Annotated in this window: 20 protein-coding genes; 8 read left to right on the plus strand and 12 right to left on the minus strand. The window is 45.5% G+C overall.

Going from position 1 to position 22,160, the window contains the following annotated elements; genetic code table 11:
- The first annotated feature begins 406 nt into the window (after positions 1-406).
- Positions 407-904, plus strand: coding sequence for a hypothetical protein (locus AB4585_RS16710; protein ID WP_372154349.1), 498 nt, complete (start codon positions 407-409; stop codon positions 902-904).
- Positions 905-1,111: 207 nt separating this feature from the next.
- A complete protein-coding gene (locus tag AB4585_RS16715; protein WP_017062386.1) occupies positions 1,112-1,402 on the plus strand; it encodes a putative quinol monooxygenase in 291 nt (96 codons plus the stop codon).
- A 120-nt stretch (positions 1,403-1,522) separates the two neighbouring features.
- On the opposite strand, the gene AB4585_RS16720 is transcribed toward AB4585_RS16715, so the two are convergent.
- On the minus strand, positions 1,523-2,404 hold the full coding sequence (locus tag AB4585_RS16720; RefSeq protein WP_108092186.1) for a LysR family transcriptional regulator: 882 nt from the start codon (positions 2,402-2,404) through the stop codon (positions 1,523-1,525).
- Positions 2,405-2,685: 281 nt separating this feature from the next.
- Between AB4585_RS16720 and AB4585_RS16725 the strand changes: the two genes are divergently transcribed.
- Positions 2,686-3,873 (plus strand): MFS transporter, encoded by a 1,188-nt coding sequence (locus AB4585_RS16725; RefSeq protein WP_017062388.1) that lies wholly within the window; start codon positions 2,686-2,688, stop codon positions 3,871-3,873.
- A 67-nt stretch (positions 3,874-3,940) separates the two neighbouring features.
- On the opposite strand, the gene AB4585_RS16730 is transcribed toward AB4585_RS16725, so the two are convergent.
- The 5 genes from AB4585_RS16730 to AB4585_RS16750 form a co-directional block, all read right to left on the minus strand.
- On the minus strand, positions 3,941-4,501 hold the full coding sequence (locus AB4585_RS16730; RefSeq protein WP_017064028.1) for a sugar O-acetyltransferase: 561 nt from the start codon (positions 4,499-4,501) through the stop codon (positions 3,941-3,943).
- A gap of 202 nt (positions 4,502-4,703) precedes the next feature.
- Entirely contained in the window at positions 4,704-5,702 is a 999-nt protein-coding gene (locus AB4585_RS16735) for a LacI family DNA-binding transcriptional regulator (RefSeq protein WP_372154350.1), read from the minus strand.
- Positions 5,703-5,801: 99 nt separating this feature from the next.
- Positions 5,802-7,241: a 6-phospho-beta-glucosidase gene (locus AB4585_RS16740; protein ID WP_372154351.1), complete on the minus strand. Its 1,440-nt coding sequence runs from the start codon at positions 7,239-7,241 to the stop codon at positions 5,802-5,804.
- Positions 7,242-7,410: 169 nt separating this feature from the next.
- Entirely contained in the window at positions 7,411-7,935 is a 525-nt protein-coding gene (locus tag AB4585_RS16745) for a hypothetical protein (protein WP_136973666.1), read from the minus strand.
- Positions 7,936-7,986: 51 nt separating this feature from the next.
- Positions 7,987-8,376 carry a VOC family protein gene (locus AB4585_RS16750; RefSeq protein WP_017064032.1) on the minus strand — a complete coding sequence of 130 codons (390 nt, stop codon included), beginning with the start codon at positions 8,374-8,376 and terminating at the stop codon, positions 7,987-7,989.
- Between the two features lie 197 nt (positions 8,377-8,573).
- Between AB4585_RS16750 and AB4585_RS16755 the strand changes: the two genes are divergently transcribed.
- Positions 8,574-9,473: a DMT family transporter gene (locus tag AB4585_RS16755; protein WP_017059463.1), complete on the plus strand. Its 900-nt coding sequence runs from the start codon at positions 8,574-8,576 to the stop codon at positions 9,471-9,473.
- On the opposite strand, the gene AB4585_RS16760 is transcribed toward AB4585_RS16755, so the two are convergent.
- Positions 9,470-10,372 carry a LysR family transcriptional regulator gene (locus AB4585_RS16760; RefSeq protein WP_017059462.1) on the minus strand — a complete coding sequence of 301 codons (903 nt, stop codon included), beginning with the start codon at positions 10,370-10,372 and terminating at the stop codon, positions 9,470-9,472. The genes AB4585_RS16755 and AB4585_RS16760 overlap by 4 nt on opposite strands.
- Before the next feature lie 188 nt (positions 10,373-10,560).
- Here AB4585_RS16760 and AB4585_RS16765 point away from each other — a divergent pair, with 188 nt between their 5' ends.
- Positions 10,561-12,633 (plus strand): alkyl/aryl-sulfatase, encoded by a 2,073-nt coding sequence (locus tag AB4585_RS16765; RefSeq protein ID WP_372170329.1) that lies wholly within the window; start codon positions 10,561-10,563, stop codon positions 12,631-12,633.
- 198 nt (positions 12,634-12,831) lie between these two features.
- On the opposite strand, the gene AB4585_RS16770 is transcribed toward AB4585_RS16765, so the two are convergent.
- Entirely contained in the window at positions 12,832-13,746 is a 915-nt protein-coding gene (locus AB4585_RS16770; protein ID WP_102540351.1) for a LysR family transcriptional regulator, read from the minus strand.
- A 9-nt stretch (positions 13,747-13,755) separates the two neighbouring features.
- Positions 13,756-15,129: an MATE family efflux transporter gene (locus AB4585_RS16775; protein ID WP_372123465.1), complete on the minus strand. Its 1,374-nt coding sequence runs from the start codon at positions 15,127-15,129 to the stop codon at positions 13,756-13,758.
- 327 nt (positions 15,130-15,456) lie between these two features.
- Between AB4585_RS16775 and AB4585_RS16780 the strand changes: the two genes are divergently transcribed.
- The 3 genes from AB4585_RS16780 to AB4585_RS16790 all read left to right on the plus strand — a co-directional run bounded on the left by AB4585_RS16780 (position 15,457) and on the right by AB4585_RS16790 (position 18,427).
- Positions 15,457-16,302 carry an enoyl-CoA hydratase/isomerase family protein gene (locus AB4585_RS16780; RefSeq protein ID WP_372170331.1) on the plus strand — a complete coding sequence of 282 codons (846 nt, stop codon included), beginning with the start codon at positions 15,457-15,459 and terminating at the stop codon, positions 16,300-16,302.
- A gap of 210 nt (positions 16,303-16,512) precedes the next feature.
- Positions 16,513-17,334, plus strand: coding sequence for an SDR family NAD(P)-dependent oxidoreductase (locus tag AB4585_RS16785; protein ID WP_372106990.1), 822 nt, complete (start codon positions 16,513-16,515; stop codon positions 17,332-17,334).
- Between the two features lie 217 nt (positions 17,335-17,551).
- Positions 17,552-18,427 (plus strand): radical SAM protein, encoded by an 876-nt coding sequence (locus AB4585_RS16790; RefSeq protein WP_017067570.1) that lies wholly within the window; start codon positions 17,552-17,554, stop codon positions 18,425-18,427.
- 90 nt (positions 18,428-18,517) lie between these two features.
- On the opposite strand, the gene AB4585_RS16795 is transcribed toward AB4585_RS16790, so the two are convergent.
- The 3 genes from AB4585_RS16795 to ascF all read right to left on the minus strand — a co-directional run bounded on the left by AB4585_RS16795 (position 18,518) and on the right by ascF (position 22,147).
- Positions 18,518-19,135: a bifunctional 4-hydroxy-2-oxoglutarate aldolase/2-dehydro-3-deoxy-phosphogluconate aldolase gene (locus tag AB4585_RS16795; protein WP_372148322.1), complete on the minus strand. Its 618-nt coding sequence runs from the start codon at positions 19,133-19,135 to the stop codon at positions 18,518-18,520.
- A gap of 31 nt (positions 19,136-19,166) precedes the next feature.
- Positions 19,167-20,597, minus strand: a complete 1,431-nt coding sequence (gene ascB / locus AB4585_RS16800) for a 6-phospho-beta-glucosidase (protein ID WP_372170333.1) — start codon at positions 20,595-20,597, stop codon at positions 19,167-19,169.
- 71 nt (positions 20,598-20,668) lie between these two features.
- Positions 20,669-22,147, minus strand: a complete 1,479-nt coding sequence (gene ascF / locus AB4585_RS16805; RefSeq protein ID WP_136973615.1) for a PTS cellobiose/arbutin/salicin transporter subunit IIBC — start codon at positions 22,145-22,147, stop codon at positions 20,669-20,671.
- Positions 22,148-22,160 lie beyond the last annotated feature (13 nt).

The following is a 22,160-nucleotide window of genomic DNA, read 5'->3' on the forward strand; positions in this document are numbered from 1 at the left end:
TTACTGCTAAAGCCTGAAATTTATAGGTAATTATCCAGTATAAATTTAAAGGTCGGTAAATTGGCCCACAAATCACTTAAGTTGGGTGAGTGCCAAACAGTATAAACTCAGCGGCTTTTCGACCATGTCAATGGTGAGCTCTATTCGGTCTGGGTGATGCTTCACCATTGTTTGGAGATCTAGTTTCACCGCTTGATTTCACACTAACAGGCGTGTCGACTTACTTATATGAGATTGTGCAAACGCATTACTTACGTAAGCGCTAAAGCTGTTGTTCATCTAAGGGACATGTAAGGATCAACACCGAAAACATTGTTCACGCTGCATAACCTTTATCGTCTCTACACAAGCCTTCCTTATAGTAGTACCCTTTATCGTATTTCATTCTTAATGGTGTTTATGTCTTATGAAGCTTTTGGTCGATCGCACTGGTGAACAGTTTTTAGATATTCTGCAAGAATCGGGAGATACATTGACGGTTCAATTCATTACCAATGAAGGCAATCGAAAGGGTAAGCCGTTCCAAGATAACTTGAGTGGATTGTTCCTCACAGGGTGGAAGCCGCGCACCACTTCAACCGCCATCGGATTAGAACGCTTTAAGCAAGGCAAACTTGAAGATCCCAAAGTGAGTTTCGCATTGCACCAGCTCTATCCACTGGGTCGAGACGTAAAATTACCTTCTGGAGATATCGCCACAATCGCGAGTTACGCCAATACCCATGCCGATGGCTACTATATGTCTGTGCACCTCAACGATGAATTAACCCGACTCAAGATTACACCCGATTGGGAACTGCAACCTTCCACTCAAAGATTGGCTCTGCCTTATTACCCAGCCCCAAGAACTAAAGAAGAGCTCGACAACATTGACGATTTTGATGCGTGGGCGGGCGGCTTCTAAATACTCCTCACCTACGCCTAGTAGCACATAATACCCAAGTTATTATCAATTATTTTTTGACAATAATTCAAATGTAGCACTGTTTATCGTTTCAAATATTCCCACTATTATTTATCCATCGACACAGACTGCAGCTCAATGAACAAAGAGTGGCACTGTAAACACAGACAAATCACCATTTCGGTGAAAAATAATATAGGTACGAACATGACTCAACTAACTATCGTCGCAAACATCGTCGCTAACGAAGACAAAATTGAATTGGTTAAAGCAGAGCTGCTAAAACTGATTGATATTACTCGCGCTGAAGAAGGCTGCATCAACTACGACCTTCACCAAGACAATGAAAACCCAGCACATTTCACTTTCTACGAAAACTGGACATCACGTGAACTTTGGCAAACACACATGGGTAATACTCACCTTGCTGAATACATGGCAGCAACCGAAGGCAGTGTTACGTCATTTACACTTAACGAGATGACTAAGATCGCTTAAGTACAGTTTCTGTAGTCTGTTACTAGAAAGCACACTGACAAGCTATCGAGTTCGATTTGGAAGCCCCGCTGCACGTCAGCGGGGCTTTTTCATTTATGCGGATATCGTCAGCTGCCTTAGTTAGAGCTTCAAACGGGGCAGAATAAAGTCAATAAACGCCGAGATACGTTTAGAGACAGAGGACGACTTGTAATAAACCGCATTCACTCGCTCTCGGTCTGTGTTGGCAAGTTTGTCTTGTTCCAAGATAGGGATTAGACGCCCTGCTGCCATATCTTCCTGCACCATAAACCCCGATAAACAAGCAATCCCATTTCCAGCTAAGACTAGTTGACGCACGGTTTCACCATTACTGGCTGTCACAGTAGGCGCGACATCACTTTGGTTTGGTAAAGGCCAATGGTTAAGCACTTTGTTACCCGCAAATCCCACAATTTGATGCGAACTCAAATCTTCAGGTTTGGTGGGTAGCCCACGCTTAGCGAGATAATCAGGTGACGCCACAATATGGAGTAAGCTTTTACCTAACGGTCGAGCGTGCAGTGTTGAATCGGACAGCTTACCGATTCGAATCGCAACATCAGTTCTCTTTTCGAGAAGATCAACGAAGCCTTCGTTGGAAGTGAGTTCCAACTCAATGTCTGGGTAAGCCTCTTTGAATGACTGCACCAACGGCACTAGCTGATGGAATACGAATGGACTGGCGGCATCGACTCTTAAACGACCTTTTGGCAACTCTCCGCGCGACACGATTTCTTCTTCCGCGCTCTGAATCATCTGTAATCCCACCCTGACTGAATCGACAAACTGCCGTCCTTCCTCCGTCAATTCCACGCGTCTCGTTGTTCGGTTGAATATTGAGACGCCGAGTTGCGACTCAACCTTACTCACCGAACGAGACACCTTGGCGACCTGCACATCCAGCGCCTCTGCCGCCGCAGAAAAACCACCAGCATCGACAACGGTGAGTACCATTTCTAAATCATCTGAACGGGTTAACATGAGGCTCCTTCGCTATCTTCATTTTGTTTAATGTCATCTCGCTTGTGCTCATCACAGCTCAAATCATCTGAGTCTTTTCGATCTCATCAGCTTAACCCAATGATCGGCTAACTCTTTAATTATTGCAAATTTCACAAAGGTTATTTGTGAATAGCGGCATTTTTCACAAATATATTTTGCTAGATAATCCTCGCCATCAAACGAAGCGCTCCTATTGCAGTCACAAGCTGCCCCATTTTATCGCGCTCGGTATTTAACAAAGAACAGTAAGAGAGATGATTATGCCATTAGCATTACTTGCATTGACGCTCAGCGCCTTTGCCATCGGAACCACAGAATTTGTCATCGTAGGCTTGATTCCTACCATGGCGAGCGACTTGAATGTATCTCTGCCATCGGCAGGCCTATTAGTCAGTTTATACGCGCTTGGCGTTGCCATTGGCGCACCAGTATTAACGGCATTAACCGGCAAATGGAATCGTAAGGCGGTGTTGCTGACCGTGATGGCATTGTTTGTCATTGGTAACTTATTGGCGTGGCAAGCTCCGGGTTATAACACGCTGATCGCCGCACGAATTTTGACTGGCCTTGCCCATGGCGTGTTCTTCTCGATTGGATCGACCATCGCGACAGGTTTGGTTTCAAAAGATAAAGCAGCCAGTGCCATTGCGATCATGTTTACAGGTTTAACGGTTGCATTGGTAACCGGCGTACCACTGGGCACTTATATCGGGCAAACCTTTGGCTGGCAAGCGACCTTCTTGATCGTGGCTCTGCTTGGCCTTATTGCTCTTATCGGTAGTGCTATCTTGGTTCCAAGCAACCTTAAGCAACCACCTGCGGCGAAGATTTCGGCACAACTAAAGGTTCTAACTCAACCACGCTTACTGTTGGTTTACGCTATCACAGCACTAGGTTATGGCGGTACGTTCACAGCGTTTACGTTCCTTGCTCCAATACTGGAAAATGTATCAGGGTTTGATTCGAGCTCTATCAGTCTCATCATGTTGGTTTACGGTGTGTCAGTGGCGGTAGGTAACATCTGGGGCGGAAAAATGGCCGACAAGATGGGCCCGATTAAAGCGTTGACCGTTATCTTCTCTGGTTTAGCCGCAGTACTGGTGGTATTCAACTTTACCGCAGTAAACCCTTACGCAGCTGTTGCTACCATTTTGGTTTGGGGTGCATTCGCATTCGGTAACGTTCCGGGGCTACAAGTGTATGTTGTGAAACTGGCTGAGAAATACACACCAGATGCAGTCGATGTCGCTTCTGGGTTGAACATTGCAGCCTTCAACGTCGGTATTGCATTAGGCTCATGGGGCGGTGGTTTGATTGTCGCGAAATCTGGATTAATGAACACCCCTTGGGTAGGTGCTGTGATCGTTTTGATCGCTCTTGTTCTGACTCGATTCAGTGGTGCGTTAGATAAGAAGCAAGCACAACAAGCTGTTCCATCTAGCATCTAGCATCTAGCAAGAATAGAAAAAACAAAGCCCGAACCTAGGTTCGGGCTTTATCAATTCAATCTGATTATTACTCGTTATCGATCGCTTTCAGCACTTTACATGGATTACCGACTGCAACCACATTGGCTGGGATGTCTTTAGTTACCACACTGCCTGCGCCAATCACGCTGTTTTCGCCAATGGTGACACCGGGGCAAATGATCACACCACCGCCAAGCCAAACATTGTTGCCAACATTAATCGGTGTGCCAAACTCAACGCCTTCTTCTACACGGCCTTTCACATCGAGTGGGTGACCTGCAGTCAGGATTTGAACGTTCGGACCAAGCAGCACATTGTCGCCAATAGTCACTTCAGCCACATCCAAAATCACGCAGTTAAAGTTAGCGTAGAAGTTCTTGCCTAGCTTGATGTTCGAGCCGTAGTCACAACGAAATGGAGGTTCTAAATGCGCATTTTCACAGTCCGGAATGAGCTCTTGCGTTGCTGCTTCCCATTCAGATGTGCCAGGAATACTGTTATTGAGTTTTTGAAGCACCTTGCGACATTCGATACGAGCTGCATAAAGCTCTTTATCCCAAGCCTGATAAGGTTCACCTGCTAGCATTTTTTGTTTTTCTGTTTTCACGTTACTTACCTGTTCTCACATCAATTAGCTATTTTCATATTACTTATCTAGCTTCACATTACTTAACTAATGGTGGTCAATTCATCGACCAAAAACGCAATATCGCACATCTAAATAACAGTGAATAAGGAGTGTTTGAGCTTGGTTTAAGAGATGCGCAGCTCGTCACTTTTTGTAGGTAAAATATGAAATTCGAACAGTGCTAATTTAGCTTCGCTATCGAATCACGTAACACCAAACTACCAGTGGTATTGATGGTGGTCGCTTGCTCTGTTTCACCGACAATTTGCAGGATCGCCTTTTGCGTCATTTGCTCTAATGGCACACTCACAGACGTTAAGCTTGGCGTTAAAAACGCCCCCACTTTGCTGTTATCAAAGCCGACGATCGAAACATCTTGAGGCAATGAGTACCTAAGTTCGGTTAACGCCTTAATCGCACCAATCGCCATATCATCGTTTTCAGACAAGATAGCAGTGAATGTGGTTCTGCTTTTTGCCAAAGCCTGAGCCGCGTGATAACCGCTCTCCATCGTCCAATCACCTTGAACAACGTTGGACTCATCCAATGCAACACCATGTTTAGTTAACACATCTTGATAGGCTTGGTAACGCAGCTCATCGGTCGAAGAACCGGCTTTACCACGAATCACTGCAATATCGGTATGACCCTGCTCGATGATGTGTTCAACCATCAAACAAGCGCTCTGATAATGGTCGGTGGTAATAGCATGATTGGGCTTCGACGGCATTTCACGGTTGAGTACCAGAATCGGAGTGTCGGTGCTGTCGATGGCCTTTGCAATCTCACATTCGGTTAAGCATTGCGGATAGAGGATGATGCCCGCGCACTTCATATCCAGCAGGAAGTTGATCGCCTTTATTTCGTCTTCAGCGCTGTGTTTGCCATCGGTGATCACCAGTTGGTGATTCGACTTTTCGCTATAAGAAGCCGCGTGATACATCAAGGAAGAGAAGTAAGGGCCATTGAACAACTCATTGGTGATAACAAAGCCGATGAAGTTGGTCTTCTTGGTCGCCAATTGCTGAGCCAACAAGTTCGGTCGATAACCTGTTTCTTGAATCGCATCAAATACCTTTTTCACCACATCTGGGCGCACGATGTTCTTGCCATTTAAGACACGAGAAACGGTCGATTTAGATACGCCTGCGCGGTTTGCGACATCAAGCATGGTTACCATTCGCTTCTTTTCCTTTATAAAAAATTAGCCGACATAGGCCGACTAATTCATTGCAAAATGACAGCTCACAGTTCACATAACTGCGCTGGGGAATGCATTCTAAATAGTGGCACCGTTAGATGCAATCACACCTTTATACCACTCGAAAGACTTCTTGCGCTTGCGTTCTAGTGAGCCAGATTGATCGTTGTGCTTATCTACGTAAATGAATCCGTAGCGTTTTTTCATCTCGCCCGTGGTGAACGAAACTAAATCGATACAGCCCCAAGGGGTATAGCCCATCAAATCAACACCATCAATCGAAACGGCTTTTTTCATCTCTTTGATGTGGTCGCCAAGGTAAGCAATGCGGTAATCGTCATTAATGCTGCCATCTTCTTCAATGGTATCAACCGCGCCAAAACCGTTCTCAACGATGAACAATGGCACTTCATAACGTTCATACAGAGACGCTAAACAGAAACGCAAACCCGTCGGATCAATTGGCCAGCCCCAATCGCTAGACTGGATGAACGGATTATCGACCGAATTTTCATGACCGCCGTCCATCGCTTCTTCTGTAGATTGGTGAGAAGAAGAATCCAAGGTATTCGACATGTAGTAGCTAAAGCCTAAGTAATCAGCCTTACCTTCTTTTAGGATCTGCTCATCTTCAGGCTGCATCTCAATGTTGAAGCCTTTGATTGCCCAGTCACGCGTAGCGTAATTTGGGTAATGACCGCGAACCATCACATCTGAGAAGAAGTAACGGTCACGCATCGCTTGTTGTGCCACCATAATGTCTTCCGGTTTAGAAGAACGAGGATAGAAAGGCACCATCGCACACATTGCGCCAATTTGAAGATTTGGATTGATCTCGTGACCTTTCTTAACCACCAAAGCACTTGCAACAAACTGATGGTGAACCGCTTGATACATCGCCTCTTGCGGCTTTTCGCATTGTGGAAACTTCACGCCTGAGCATAACCAACCGAAAATATCTGCCGAGGTGTTCATCTGGTTGTTGATCTCGTTAAACGTCATCCAGTATTTCACTTTGTGTTGGTATCGTTCCATCACTGCAGTTGAATACTTAACGAAGAAGTCGATCACTTTGCGGTTCATCCAGCCGCCATATTCCTTAGCTAGATGGTAAGGCATTTCAAAGTGGCTCAGTGTTACCACAGGCTGAATGTCGTATTTCAACAGCTCGTCAAACAGATCATCGTAAAACGCTAAACCCGCTTCACACGGTTCAGCTTCATCGCCATTTGGGAAGATACGCGTCCACGCGATACTGGTACGGAAACACTTAAAGCCCATCTCAGCGAATAACTTAATGTCTTCTTTGTAGCGATGGTAGAAATCCACTGCGACTTGGTTAGGATAGTTTTCGCCATCAATCACGCCATCGGTGATTCGACGTTGTACACCATGAGCGCCCGCTGTTAATACATCAACAACACTGACACCTTTACCATTCGCATCCCAGCCGCCTTCTAGTTGATGCGCTGCTACTGCACCGCCCCATAAAAAATCGTTCGGAAATTCGTTATTCATACCATTACTCGCTACAAGTTATTCGTGAAAAAGATCAGGATTAGAGAGCTCATTGCAACTCTGAAACCGATTTCAATAAAAGAAAAGATACAGGTTGAAACCGGTTTCAGCAATAGTTAAAAGATCTTTTTTGATCGAACTACAGACTAATCAACAGTCAGCATTACGATCAATGCTGCTCAAAATACTGATCATGCTGAGATTTGCCGGATAGGTCTTGAGTTCCCGGGTAGAACTGGACGAGTGTCTGATCGGCTAAAGTGAGGTGAATCCAACCCTCTTTGACTTTCAGCCAATTGGTACCGTTGGTCTCATAGACGGCAGGAAACTTGCCCCAGCCAGACTCTGATACCTGCAGCTCTTGAAATAGGTTAATCGGGGCTAGCTTATTGCTGTCGAAGTTTGCGTCGGCATAGACAGATAAAGGCTCGATGGCATCGTTTGGCTTAAACGTATAACAGCTCACAGAGGCTGAAGTGCGATCAAACCACTGGTAAGGTTGTGCACCGATTAAATCGTAGACCGTGCAATCATTGAATTGAATCGCCCACTCTTGGTGAGCTTTAAAACCGAGGTAACCTATGGGTTGTGATGGTTCAGGCTTTGAGTCCGCCTCCTGCTCATACACCGGTTCTGAGGTAGCACATCCCATAAGCCCAAGACTAAAAAGGAAAGTCACAGCAAGCTTCATCATTGTCATACCTCAGTTCCGTTAGTAGATGAGTAACTCAATTAAGTCTCTACATTAAACGGTAAGTTCCAAACGATTACCATCCGGATCGAGTACACAGCTCTCATAATAGCCATCGCCTGTTCTTCTTGGGCCATCTAAGCGCTCATAGCCGTCTTCGACCAAGTGTTGAGTCAGTTGATCGACCGCCTGTTCCGAACCTAATGATATCGCCATGTGAATGAAGCCTGTGAACTGGTCATAGATGTCGTCTTTCGATTCAGGGACAGAGTCCATTTCCATAATCTCTAGTCGACTTCCCGTATCAAACGAGAGGAAGTATGAAGAAAACCCTTTAGTTGGGTTGTGATATTTTGAGTTCAATGTCGCGCCGAAATAATCTTCATAAAATCGCTTCAGTACTTCGAGTTGTTTGGTCCAAATTGCGATGTGTTCAATCTTCATTTTGTTTGCCTAAGTTTGATGTCTAACGCTAGATTACTCATCAAATAAGGAACAATAAACAGAACGAAATTCATCGAAATTGTTCCTGATTAACGGGCTCGATTTTATGTCCATAACTGCACAGTATTGGCATCTATGTTTGTGTAATAGTTATCTTTCCTCCATAGTCAGGTTTTACACAATCTGAGATTCAAACTGTGAGCTTTTTAAAACTGATACTACTTGCGGCTATATGGGGAGGCTCGTTTCTTTTCATGAGAATGGCCGCCAATCCATTAGGGCCCGCAGTCTTAATTGAAGCGCGAGTTCTGTTTGCAGCACTTACTCTGCTTTTAGTTTCTTTCTATTTAAAAAAGAAGCTCTCTTTTCATGATCACGCAAAACACTTCTTCATTCTCGGCCTGTTTAACACCACACTTCCTTTTTTGCTTTTCGCTTATGCCGCGCAGACACTGAACGCCTCGACACTCGCCATCTTGAACTCTACCGCGCCAATATGGGCGGCAATCATTGGTGCAATATGGACCAAAACAGCACTCGAGGCGAAAGTTCTATTGGGACTTGGGATTGGGGTAACAGGAGTTGGCGTGTTAGTCGGTTGGGATGCGATGAACATTGGCCGTGAGGCTATGCTTCCTATCTTTGCAGCAGTGATGGCGGCCTTTAGCTACGGAATAGCGTCAAACTATACCAAACAAGCCCCTAAAGTTGAGGCATTCAACAATGCTCATGGCAGCATGTGGGCTGCGGTATTGCTGGTTTTGCCGTTTGTATTCTTTATTCCGATGAGAGAAACACCCGACGTTACGATCACTACATCGGTTGTCTTATTAGGCGCGGTATGTACTGGGTTAGCGTATCTACTTTACTTCAATCTCGTCTCTGAACTCGGCGCACCTTCAGCCCTGTCCGTGACCTTCATCATTCCGGTATTTGGTATTCTATGGGGTAACTTATTCTTAGATGAAGCAATTGGCATCAATACGATTGTTGGTTCAATTCTGGTTATCACCGGCACCATGTTGGTGACAGGAATGACGCCTTCTAAGATGATAGAGAGCGCCAAACAGAAACGAGCAGCAAGAGCGGCTCGTTAATCAGCCATATATTGCTGAATCTTGTTTCTCAGCCACTGATGAGCAGGGTTCAAATCGGTTCTTTTATGCCAAATCATGTATTGCTGCATCGGTAAGATTTCAAACGGCTGATCAAGGACTTGAAGCTGGAAGGATTCGGAAAATTGATTGGCAAAATCACGCGATGTACTGCCGACACAATCTGAGCCCGATACCAGCACACACATGGTCATCAGCGAGTCACACTCGGCACTCACTTTTCTCTGTTTCAGTGGCGACTTGGTAAAATAATCTGCCGTGTATAAACGGGTTCGACGCATTCTAAAAGTAACATGCTTTTCGTTGTAATATTGCTCTTGCGTCACAGAGCCATTGATTCTCGGATGCCCCTTTCGAGCTATCAGCACCAACTCATCTTCAATCATCGGCTGCTTCATGTAGCCGTTAACTTGCGGGTAATGGATATCAATCGCTAAATCAGCTTGTTGCATGCTCAAGCCTTGCAATAATTCTTCTTCGTTGTTCGGCACCATATTGAATTCAATCGAGATATTGCCCAACGTCTCATCTTGCTCGACGAGAGGTTGAAGCTTGGTTAATCCAATCTCATTCACCAGGATACGAAACACATGATGCTGCTGATTATCAAATGTCTTTAAAGTGCTTACTGCGCTGCTTATCCCTTCTAGAGCAGGCTCTACTCGGTCTGCCAATTGCACCGCAGCGTTAGTCGGAATAATCCCACGCCCTTCACGAATAAACAGGTCGGTATCAAGCTGAGATTGCAATCGCTTCAATGCCCCACTAACCCCAGGCTGAGTCATACCAAGCGATTCTGATGCAAGCGTGATCGACTTTAATCGATACACTTCTAAGAACACGCTCAATAGATTTAAATCCAACTTTTCCACGTCGCTCACCGTTACTCTCCCTGTCAATGTGGTCTTAATCAATCATAGGTGAGGATTCGCCTTCGTTCCCCAACCATTGCATGACTCAATACATAGCCAATCGTGATGTATTAAATAAAGCTTACTTTATTTTTTGCTATATGTCTTATTCCTATAATCGCCTCAACGAAACAAAATTCTGAAATGAAGAGGCTCTTATGACGACTTCACGCACGTTCAAAAATGCATCACTGTTCCTGGCTATCTCGCTCGCATTCCCGGCAATTGCAGCTAACCATGACCACGCACACTTCAGCGAAATTGGCGACCAAGGTGGCAAAAGCGCAACCGAGATGACGACTAAGGCAAACCAAGAGTTCGCAAAAACACTTAACTTTGCCGACACTCGCGCTTTCGACAATAACAACAAGGGCCTTATTGCTAGCTTCGACCAAGAGACGGGCGACATCATTCGCAATAGCTTTAACTTTATCGACCCAAGTGTGACGAATGCAGACCAAGCACCAGATTCAGTAAACCCTTCACTGTGGCGCCAAGCGGTATTGAACCAAGCAGCAGAAGGCTTATATGAAGTTGTTCCGGGTAAAGTTTACCAAGTTCGAGGCGCGGATTTAGCGTCTATCTCTTTCATTCGTAGTGACAACGGTTGGATCGCTTATGACGTACTTCTTACCAAAGAAGCGGCCGCTAAATCTCTAAAATTCTTCAAAAACAATGTGCCTGATGGCGGCGAACTGCCAGTCGTAGCAATGATTTACTCTCACTCGCACGCTGATCACTTTGGTGGCGCAAGAGCAATCAAAGACGCATACCCAGATGTAAAAGTGTACGGTTCGAAAAACATTACTAAAGAGATCGTCGACGAAAACGTATTGGCGGGTAATGCAATGTCTCGTCGTACCGCTTATCAATATGGCGCAACGCTGAACCGACATGAACACGGTATTGTGGATGCAGCACTGTCGAAAGGTCTATCAGCCGGTAGCATTACTTACGTACTGCCAGACTACGAGCTGAACCATAACGAAGAGATTGAAACTCTGGTTATCGACGGCCTAGAAATGCAATTCATGGATGCTTCAGGTACCGAAGCGGCATCTGAAATGGTGACGTACATTCCCAGCATAAAAGCACTTTGGACTGGCGAACTGACCTACCAAGGCATGCACAACCTGTACACGCTGCGTGGCGCTAAAGTACGTGACGGCTTGAAATGGTCTAAGAAAATCAACGAAATGTTGGTCACTTGGGGCGAAGAAACAGAAGTACTGTTTGCGTCTCACTCAGCCCCAATCTGGGGTGAACAAGAGATTTCTGATTACCTAAAAATGCAGCGTGACGCTTACGGTTTTACTCATAACCAAACGCTTCGTTTAGCCAATAACGGTGTGGTTCTACAAGACATCGGTGACGAGATTTACAAGGTAATGCCAGACAGCATTCAACAGTCTTGGCACACCAATGGTTACCACGGTACTTACTCTCACAACGCTCGTGCTGTGTACAACATGTACCTTGGTTACTTCGACATGAACCCGGCTAACCTTAATCCATTACCAATCGAGCCAGAATCGGTGAAGTTTGTTGAGTACATGGGCGGCAGCGACGCTGTGATTGAAAAAGCGCAGCAAGATTTCCAAGAAGGTGAATACCGCTTCGTTGCAACAGCACTGAATAAGGTGATTCAAGCTGAGCCTGAGAACAAAGTTGCACGTGGCTTATTGGCAGATACTTACGAGCAATTGGGTTATCAATCAGAAGGTGCAGGTTGGAGAAACATCTACCTAACGGGCGCTCAAGAGCTTCGTATTGGCACACAACCGGGCGCACCAAAAACTGCATCTCCGGATGTATTGGCTAACATGACCATTGAGAACTTGTTGGATTACTTAGCAGTTAAAGTGGATTCGCTAAAGGCACAAGAAACACCATTTACGTTGAATATTCAGCTGCCTGATGTGAAAGAGTTCTACTACGTTGAGATGTCTAACGGCAACCTGAACAACATCCAAGTATCAGAGCTGCAAGATGCGGATACAACACTGATCATCAATAAGTCTGACGTGTCTGATATCGTACTTAAGAAAACAAGCCTAGGAAAACTATTAGAAGACGGACAAGCAGGAGTGAAAGGTGACAAAACATCGCTTAACAAACTGCTGTCTTCACTGACAGAAGCTGACACCTCTTTTGAGATTGTTCCTCGTCCAAACAAAGGCGAAGAAGTTGATGTCGAGCTATACCAAGATTCAGCGGTACACGCGCATTAAACGTCCGAAACGCTAAATAGATAAAACAACAGCAGTAAGCTAGAAAAAACGTTCTATAAAGAACATAAAACAAGCCCCTACCTTTTGGTCGGGGCTTTCTTATTTGTTCTCAATAAGTGCTTCTTGAACGCTACTGCGTTTGCTCTCTTACTGAGGCTGAGAGCTTAATGAAACTGATAATTTGTTGAAGCTGATAGATTACTGAGTTTGCCCGTTTACTTCGCAATCCCAATAAGAAGGTGAACCATAATATTGAACAAAGTAGTCGATAAATACGCGAACCTTAGGCGCAAGCAACTGAGCACTCGGGTATACCGCCCAAATCGCAGCCTCATCTTTTAAAGGGTAATCCGGCAACACCTCGACCAGCGAACCTTCCGCGAGCTGCTTGTATGCTATCCAAGTCGCACACATGGCAATGCCCAGCCCATCGACACACACATCCCTTACCGCTTCACCGTGATCAACACGGATAGCACCTTTTTTCTTGATGGTGACATCGCCTTCTGGCGTATCGAACGTCCAACCTTCTAAGCCGGTTTGATTGATGCATTGATGTTGCTTGAGGTCTTCTGGTGTTCTCGGATGACCATGACCCGCCAAATATTCTGGCGATGCACACAAAATACGTTTATCAGTAGAGAGCTTACGAGCGATCAGGCTTGAGTTTTGTAGCTCCGCATTACGAATCGCCACATCAAAGCCACCATCGACCAGATCGACGATTGAATCACTGAGTGAAATGTCCACCGACAGATCTGGATACTTAGCCAAAAACCCTTTCAGAGCAGGCATAACATGCATGCGACCAAACGAAGAAGGTGCAGATATTCGCAACACCCCTTTTGGTAATTCATTACCGGTTCCGACAGAGGCCACACCCGCTTCGACACTCAAAAGGATTTGCTTGGCATGAGGAAGAAATGCCATGCCTTCTTCAGTCAGGGAGACCTTCCGCGTGGTGCGATGCACAAGACGAGCACCTAGGCTCTCTTCGAGCTTTCCGATATGAATACTGGCTACCGGAGGTGACAACCCAAGCTCTTGTCCTGCTTGACTTATATTGTGCGTAGACGCGAGTCGCACAAACAATTTTAGATGTTCAATGTTCATCAATAATGGCTAGCCTGCGCTGAGTACACGCTGCTTATTGGCCGCAGCGGCACGGGGAATAATGTGAGTTTTAATATAGGCATTAAGCTTAAACCATGCAAAAGCGCCTGCTAAAACATTGGCGACGGTCGCAGCAATAACCGCATTGATCATGTCTCCGGTTATAGAGCCGAGCCATAACGCTGGAATGTAGAAAACAAACAAGCGTAGGAAAGAGACATTCAAAGCTTTACGCGGCACACCCAAGGCATTAAACACCGACGCAACCAACATGCAAAGCCCAAGCGGCCCATAGCTGAACGGTATAAATAACAAGGTCACTTCAAACCAGCTGCGTATGCTTTGTTCTTCCGAGATCACAGGAATAATCCAGCCACTAAACAGCGCCAACAATGCTGCCATCGCAGTGTGGAAAACCAATAAGAACTTCGCAGTTGTATTCAATAGCTCAGGGATTTTGCATCGCTGCTGCGCCCCTAGGTAACGCCCAATCATAGGTGGTATGGACATCGTCAGAGCAAGAGAAAACACCAGCATAAAACTTTCAACACGAGCGAGTAAGCTCCAAAAAGCCATCTCATCAGTTCCGATTCTCGCAATCAAAAGCATTGAGAAGAATGCGCTGACCGCAGGTAATATCTGATTCGCAGTAGTTGGCATTACCGTCTTGAATAACTCAAAACTGTAGCCTTTGATTTGGGTGCTGCACGCGCCATTGAAGCCAAACCAACCTTTACCGCGAGACTTGATTAGCATGTAGATTGCGCCTAATGCGTAGCCAATGCTCGATGCGATCGCCGCCCCTGCAATGCCCATATCCAATCCAAAGATCAAAATAGGGTCGAGAATTAAGTTAATCACACTGGCAGCCAAGAACATGCTGCCGGTTGTTTTAGTATCGCCATTGGCACGATAAACGCAGGTGGCCAGATAAAGCACCGCCACCATCAATGCACTAAACAGCCACAGCGGCCAGTACACATTAAAAATCGACAGCATGGATTGGTATTGAGCTTCGGAGACATCATTCACAAACGACGCAAAAACAGTATCGCTAAAAACAATCAGCCCTATGCAGATCAAAGCAATCACCAAGACACCAAACCCGACCGACAACGTCGCAATTGAAGTAGATTTACGTTGCTCTTTTGCCCCTACCGCTTGAGAAATAATGGACGTTGCCGCGACACCGATGCCCACTTGAACACCGGTAAACGCCGCTTGGAATGGCAAGGTGATACCGTGAACCGCCAACTCATTCACCCCTAGCTGACCGATAAAGATCGAATCGACCAATTGCACCATCATGATCGCAAACACACCCAGCGTCAGTGGCAGTGTTTTCTCAATAATGGTTTTCAAAGTCGCGGATCTCATCTGCATAGGTCGGTTTACTCTTGTCTGTACTTTGGGGCTAATTACCTAGTTGAGCAGTATACGAAGCTAAATGAAAAGGATAAGAGCACCAAACAAGGAATGAGTTTTTAGATTTCGTTGACAATCGAATCAGCAAGATACCTTCAACGTTAAAATACACAACTAAGGCATTGAATAAATTGAAATTACAAAACTCGCCAACACTCTTAATAATTCGTTAATAGTGTTTCGTTTAATGGTTAATTGTTGGCTCGAACATTCCTCGCTAGCCTGAATTTAGGTCGCATTCACACTGAATAGGCTGAAATGAAATCTCTCAGAAGGAATATGGAAATGGCATATCAAGGTTATACAACGTTTAAAGCTCAAGCCGAGGATGGGATTCTTACCGTCACTTTTGACTTCGGTACTGTGAATGTTCAAGGGCAAGAGATGCTTGCCGACCTCAATGGTTTAGCAATGAGACTAGAGCGCGATCGTGACATCAAAGTCGTGGTATTTCAGTCAGCAAACCCTGAAGTTTGGGTCTGTCACTACGACACCAATCTATTAAAAGACATGTCGACAGAAGCCGTTTCTCGTGAAGAAGCGAAGTTGCTCGACCTACAAGTGGTGCTCGAAAGAATCAGCAAACTGCCACAGGCCACCATTGCCAAGCTTGAAGGCTTCGCTCGAGGTGGAGGCCACGAATTTGCACTGGCATGTGACATGCGATTAGCGGCTCGTGGTAAATACAAATTCATGCAAATGGAAGTTGGCATGGGCATTCTTCCTTGTGGTGGCGGCGCATCACGTATGGCACGCCAAGTCGGCTTAGGTCGCGCACTCGAAATCGTCTTGAGTGCACGAGACTTTGATGCTGACGAAGCCGAAGCATACGGCACCATCAACAAGGCACTAGAACCGGATGAAATTGGCGAATACGTCGATACTCTTGCCAAACGAATCGCTCAATTCCCTGCCGAATCGATCAATGCATGTAAGCAAGCGGTGTACGAATCTATCGATAAACCGATCGACGAAGCACTCAAAGCAGAGGCCTACTGGTTGTATCAAGCCACCAGCAAAACACCTGCGGTTAAGCGCTTCCAAATTGCCGATGAGCAAGGCCTAGAGCACGATATGGAAAACCAACGTAACTGGGAAACTCTGGTTATGAACGTTCAAGACATCAAATAACTCGGTCACTTCTCTTAATTTGGGTCAGTCACAAACTGACCCATTGTCTTACTTAATCGTTAAACGCCAACGGTTAACCACCAAGTGTTAAAATGGTCATTATTTGCCCCATAGACTCACATTTGAGTCTTCAGCTTGTGAGCCAAATGCAACTATGTGTCATTAATCTTTGTTATAACGTTGTTCAAACTATTTTTTGAAGGACGGAATATGCAAAAAATAATTCTGATCACAGGTGCCACGGATGGCATTGGTTTAGAGACCGCAAAAGCACTAACGCAGCAAGGGCACCATGTTCTAATTCATGGCCGCAACCCAGCTAAGGTCAATAAAGTCGTGACCGCTCTGTCTCGCCTGTCTAAGAATGCAATCATCGAAAGCTACATCGCAGACCTATCGACGCTCTCTGAAGTTGAGGCGCTCGCAACCCAAATCAAAAGCGATCACAAACGACTCGATATACTCATTAACAACGCAGGTGTGTATAAAGTGTCGGACATCACCACTCCAGACAATCTTGATGTGCGTTTTGTCGTAAACACCATTGCGCCGTATCTACTGACACAAAAGCTGCTTCCTCTTTTTGATGCGACAGGTCGTATCGTCAACCTATCTTCAGCAGCCCAAGCACCCGTAGATCTAGATGCATTAATCAGTCCGAATGCGGGCGAACTTGATGGTCCGGTTTACGCGCAAAGTAAGCTGGCGCTAACGATGTGGTCCATCGAATTAGCCAATACTCTTTTAGACAAAGGCACCGCAATTATCCCTGTAAACCCAGCTTCTTTCCTTGGTAGTAAATTAGTGAAAGATGCTTATGGCGTTGATGGCAACGACCTTGCGATTGGAGCCGATATTCTTTGTCGTGCTGCGCTCAGTGATGAGTTTGCCAACGCTTCTGGTCAATATTTTGATAATGATTCTGGGTTGTTCAAAGACCCGCACGCCGACGCATTAGACAACACTAAGAACCACAAGCTGGTGACAGTGCTTAATCAATTACTCGAAAAAAAGCTGTGCGTTACGCACTGATCATTCATTAGTAAAAAACGACCACTAACACTCCCCCCCACCACCACACACACAATCCAAGCCGCAGTTCTATCTATACAGACAAAGAACTGCGCGCTCTTTCGATTATTAAGATTTCTTTAATACTGATTCCCCACTTTGCCCAATTATCACCCCAGATGCAGATTGTTAAACTTGTCCTCGTCGAAACAACACAGGCTACGGCCGAGGAGCATTTATGCGTTTTGAAGGTAAAGTTTATCGTCCTTGGATGGAAGCAGAGAGCGTACTCATCCAGACAACATTGGGGTGCAGTAACAACCAATGTACCTTCTGCACGATGTTTGATGATAAGCGTTTCAAAGTAAGAGACATCAAAGACATCTTTGAAGATATTGATGCAGCGAGAAAAATCTACCCGCATGTTGAATCTATCTTTTTGGTCGATGGTAATGTGATGGCGATTAGAACCGAGATGCTGATTTCGATTCTGGATTACATCAAGATCACCTTCCCAGAGATCAAGAACATCTCTCTGTATTCAGGGTTCAATGACTTCCGTCGTAAGAGCTTGTCTGAATTAAAAGAGATTAAGTCGGCAGGTTTAAGCATGGCCTATTCAGGCTTGGAGTCCGGTGACCCAATTTTGCTTGAACGCATTCAAAAGCGCATGACGCGTGAGCATGCGATTGAAGGAATGAACCTAGCCCGTGAAGCAGACATCAAGGTACTGGCTTCTTTCATCTTTGGCCTTGGCGGCAAAGAGCGTTCTATAGAGCATGCGATTAATACCACCAGCTTGTTGAACATCATGCAGCCAGATGCGATTGCACCGATGGCTTTAGCCGTTCAACCGGGATCGGTATTGGAAAAAGAAGTAAACCGTGGCGAGTTTGTTTTACCAACGCCATTGCAGATTCTGGAAGAAGAAAAATACTTGCTCGAAAACCTAGAAGATTTCGATTGCTACTACTGGGGTGACCACGGCAATAACATCTCACCAATGCGTGGCATGTTGCCTCAGGCTCGTAAGCCGTTTCTTGATAAGATAAATCAAGACATCGCGCATAACCCAATCACTAAGCAAAACGTCATTAAAACCTTTGCTTGGTAACGAGTAACCTCTACATCGTTTGAAGCAGCCACAAAAAGGGCCAGTGTCAGCTGGCCCTTTCATTTTCTAGTTATGTCGCTCTCTATCGAACTACCTGGAGCCGACCGCTCGGACTAATTCTGCGATTCCATCCCAATCACCCTTGTCCATTTTGTCTGTCGGTACCATCCAAGTTCCACCGCAGGCAACGACTGATTTCAGTGCTAAGTAAGACTCAACGTTCGCTGGGCTTACACCGCCTGTAGGCATAAAGTTAACCGGGTAAACAGCCGTCAACGCTTTCAACATAGGAATACCGCCAGATGGCTCGGCAGGGAAGAACTTTAGTGTCTTAAGCCCCATTTCCATTGCTTGTTCAACCAAGCTTGGGTTACTCACTCCAGGAACAATCGTAACCCCTCTTTGCTGACAGTATTTGACTGTGGTTGGATTCAAACCTGGGCTGACAATGAAATCAACACCCGCATTAATGGCAGTATCCACCTGCTCTGTAGTCAGCACAGTACCTGCGCCAATCAGTAACTCAGGGTAAGCTTCACGCATCAAACGAATCGACTCTGCTGCCGCTTCTGTACGAAATGTCACTTCAGCACAAGGCAAGCCATTTTCAACCAGTACTTTCGCAAGCGGCACAGCCTGAGCAACGTCATTAATGGCGATCACCGGAACGATGCGAATATCTCTGAGTCGCTGTTCAATTGTTTTCATTGTTCATTTCTCTCATTATCAAACAGACAAATTAAGCCAAGTCGCTGCCGTTGCTTGCGATCACTTTTTTGTACCAGTGGAATGACTTTTTAGGAATACGATTTAACGTACCATTGCCTAGGTTGTCTCTGTCCACGTAGATAAACCCATAGCGCTTGCTCATCTCTCCGGTCGACGCCGCAACAAGATCGATACAACCCCAAGGTGTGTAACCCATCAATGGTACACCGTCTTCCATTGCTTCATGCATCGCAACAATGTGCTGACGAAGGTAATCAATGCGGTAATCATCGTTCACTTCTCCATTGTCATCCAAGGTATCACGAGCACCTAAGCCATTTTCTACCAAGAAAAGTGGTTTCTGGTAACGGTCATAGAGTGTGTTCATCGTAATTCGAAGACCTGTAGGGTCAATGACCCAGCCCCAATCACTTGCTGGAAGATGAGGGTTTTTGATGGACTTAACGACGTTCGCTGCACTCGTATTTCCTGCATTCATATCAGCGGAAGCACAGCGTGAAGCGTAATAACTGAAAGAAATGAAATCGACGGTGTTCTTTAGAATCTCGAAATCTTCATCTTGTGTTTCAAGCACCACACCTTTGTTATCAAACACTTTTTGAGCATAAGATGGGTAGTAACCACGCGATTGAACATCGATAAAGAACAGGTTCTCGCGGTCTTTTTCCATAGCCATCAGCACATCTTCTGGCTTACATGAATATGGATAGAAGTTACCGCCCGCCAGCATACAACCCACTTGGTTTTGCTCATCAACTTCATGGGCAATCTTGGTTACCAAAGCGCTTGCTACTAGCTCATGGTGAGCTGCTTGGTACTTCACTTGATCGTGATTTTCGCCTTCCTGAAACAACAATCCAGCACCAGAAAACGGGCTCGCTAGTAAAATATTGATTTCGTTGAAAGTTAACCAGTATTTCACCAAGCCTTTGTAGTTTTCGAAACAGGTTCTCGCGTAACGGCTAAAGAACTCAATCATCTTACGATTACGCCACGAACCATACTCGTTGACCAAGTGCATAGGCACATCGAAATGGCACAAGGTAACGAGCGGCTCAATACCGTATTTCTTACACTCTTCAAAAACATCACGGTAAAAATCTAAGCCAGCTTGGTTCGGCTCTAGCTCGTCACCTTTTGGAAAGATTCGGCTCCAAGCGATGGATACGCGGAAGACTTTAAATCCCATCTCTGCCAGCAAGGCGATGTCTTCTTTGTAACAGTGATAAAAGTCTATCGCGTTATGGCTTGGGTAGAACTCGTCTTCGCTGAGCGTCACCTTATCAACCTGACCAAGCTTAATTGGCATGCGGTTCTCACCATAAGGGATCATATCTACGGTTGTTAGGCCTTTACCACCCGCTAAGTGAGCGCCTTCAGACTGGTTTGCAGCAATAGCGCCGCCCCATAAGAAATCTTCGGGAAATTGAATGTTTGACATCGAATACCTCGGAAACAATAAAAGTCACCTTACGCTGAAGTAAGGTGACTGAATAAATTAATCAATTCTAATTAAGACGCGGACACTACTGTCGGCTTGTCTTCTGCCTTACCAGCTTCTTTGTTTGCTAACTCTGAAGTTGCTTTCTCATCGGCATCATCTTCTGGAACATCTTCAAAGCCTAAAACTAGGGTTAGAACAAATGACAGAACAATAGACAATGCGATCAGACCGAACACCCAAACGATACTCATTGGGTCATTCACATCGAAGAACTGAACACTCGTAAACAAGCTTGGTGCTGCCATCGAGTGACTCGCAAGGCCACCCATGCCCGCTAATGCACCTACGATAAAACCAGTAATCATTGTTGCGATAAGTGGACGTTTCAGACGAACAAGCACGCCGTACAATGCAGGCTCAGAGATACCGGCGAAGATAGCTGAAGCACCTGCGGCTAATGATGTCTGCTTTAGTGCGCTGTTTTTGGTTTTGTAAGCAACAGCCAGACACGCACCACCCATACCGAGGTTGGCACCGATTTCTGAAGGCATAACCATACCTTCACGACCCGTCTCAGCAATGGTTTGAATAATCGTTGGAGTAAATACACGGTGCATACCAGTAAGAACAAGTAGAGGCCACAGTGCGCCCATGATAGCAACCGACAACCAACCTAATGTGTCATGAATTGTGTAAACAAGCGCTGAAAGTGCAGTACCAACCCAAATACCAAATGGACCGATAAGTACGATAGCAACCGGAGCTGCAATCAATACGATAAGCATAGGTTTCAGGAAGTTTTTAGTCACAGCAGGGGTAATGCTATCTACCCAACGTTCTATGTAAGAAAGAGCCCAAGTCATCACAAGTACAGGAATAACCGTGTAGGTGTATTTCACTGACGTGATTGGGATACCGAAGAAATCAACGTGCTTGCCTTCTGCTGCTTGCGCCATCAATTCCATAAAGTTCGGGTGGATTAAGACACCGGCAATCGCAATGGAAAGAGACATATTGGTCTTGAATTTGATCGATGCGGAAGCGGCAACCATAACCGGTAGGAAGAAGAAGGCGCCATCGCCAATCGCTTTCAAGATAATCAAGGTAGGTGCATTTGGCTCAACCCAGCCCAGCATCTCAAGTACCATGGCGAGCAGTTTGACCATTGAAGCGCCAATGATTGCTGGGATAAGAGGCGACATGGTACCAACCAGTGCGTCCAACATCTTCGCACCAATTGACTTAGCCGTTAGCTTCTCTTTTTTAGCAGGAACCTCTGACTCAGATACAGTGGATAGCTCACAAAGCGCCATCACTTCTTTGTATGCATACGATACCTCGTTACCAATGATAACTTGTACTTTGTCTCCATTATCAACAACACCCATCACACCTTTCAGTGCTTTTAGCTTGTTAATATCGACGCCATCTTGGCTGTGTAAAACGAATCGTAGTCGAGTCATACAGTGTGTTAGGGCAGCCACATTTGTCTTGCCCCCAAGATGCTCAACAACAGATTTCGCAATTGCGCGGTAATCGTTGGCCATTTTATCCCCCAAA

It is taken from the genome of Vibrio sp. 10N.222.49.C9, from assembly GCF_041474985.1.
GTDB classification, from domain to species: Bacteria; Pseudomonadota; Gammaproteobacteria; order Enterobacterales; family Vibrionaceae; genus Vibrio; species Vibrio crassostreae_C.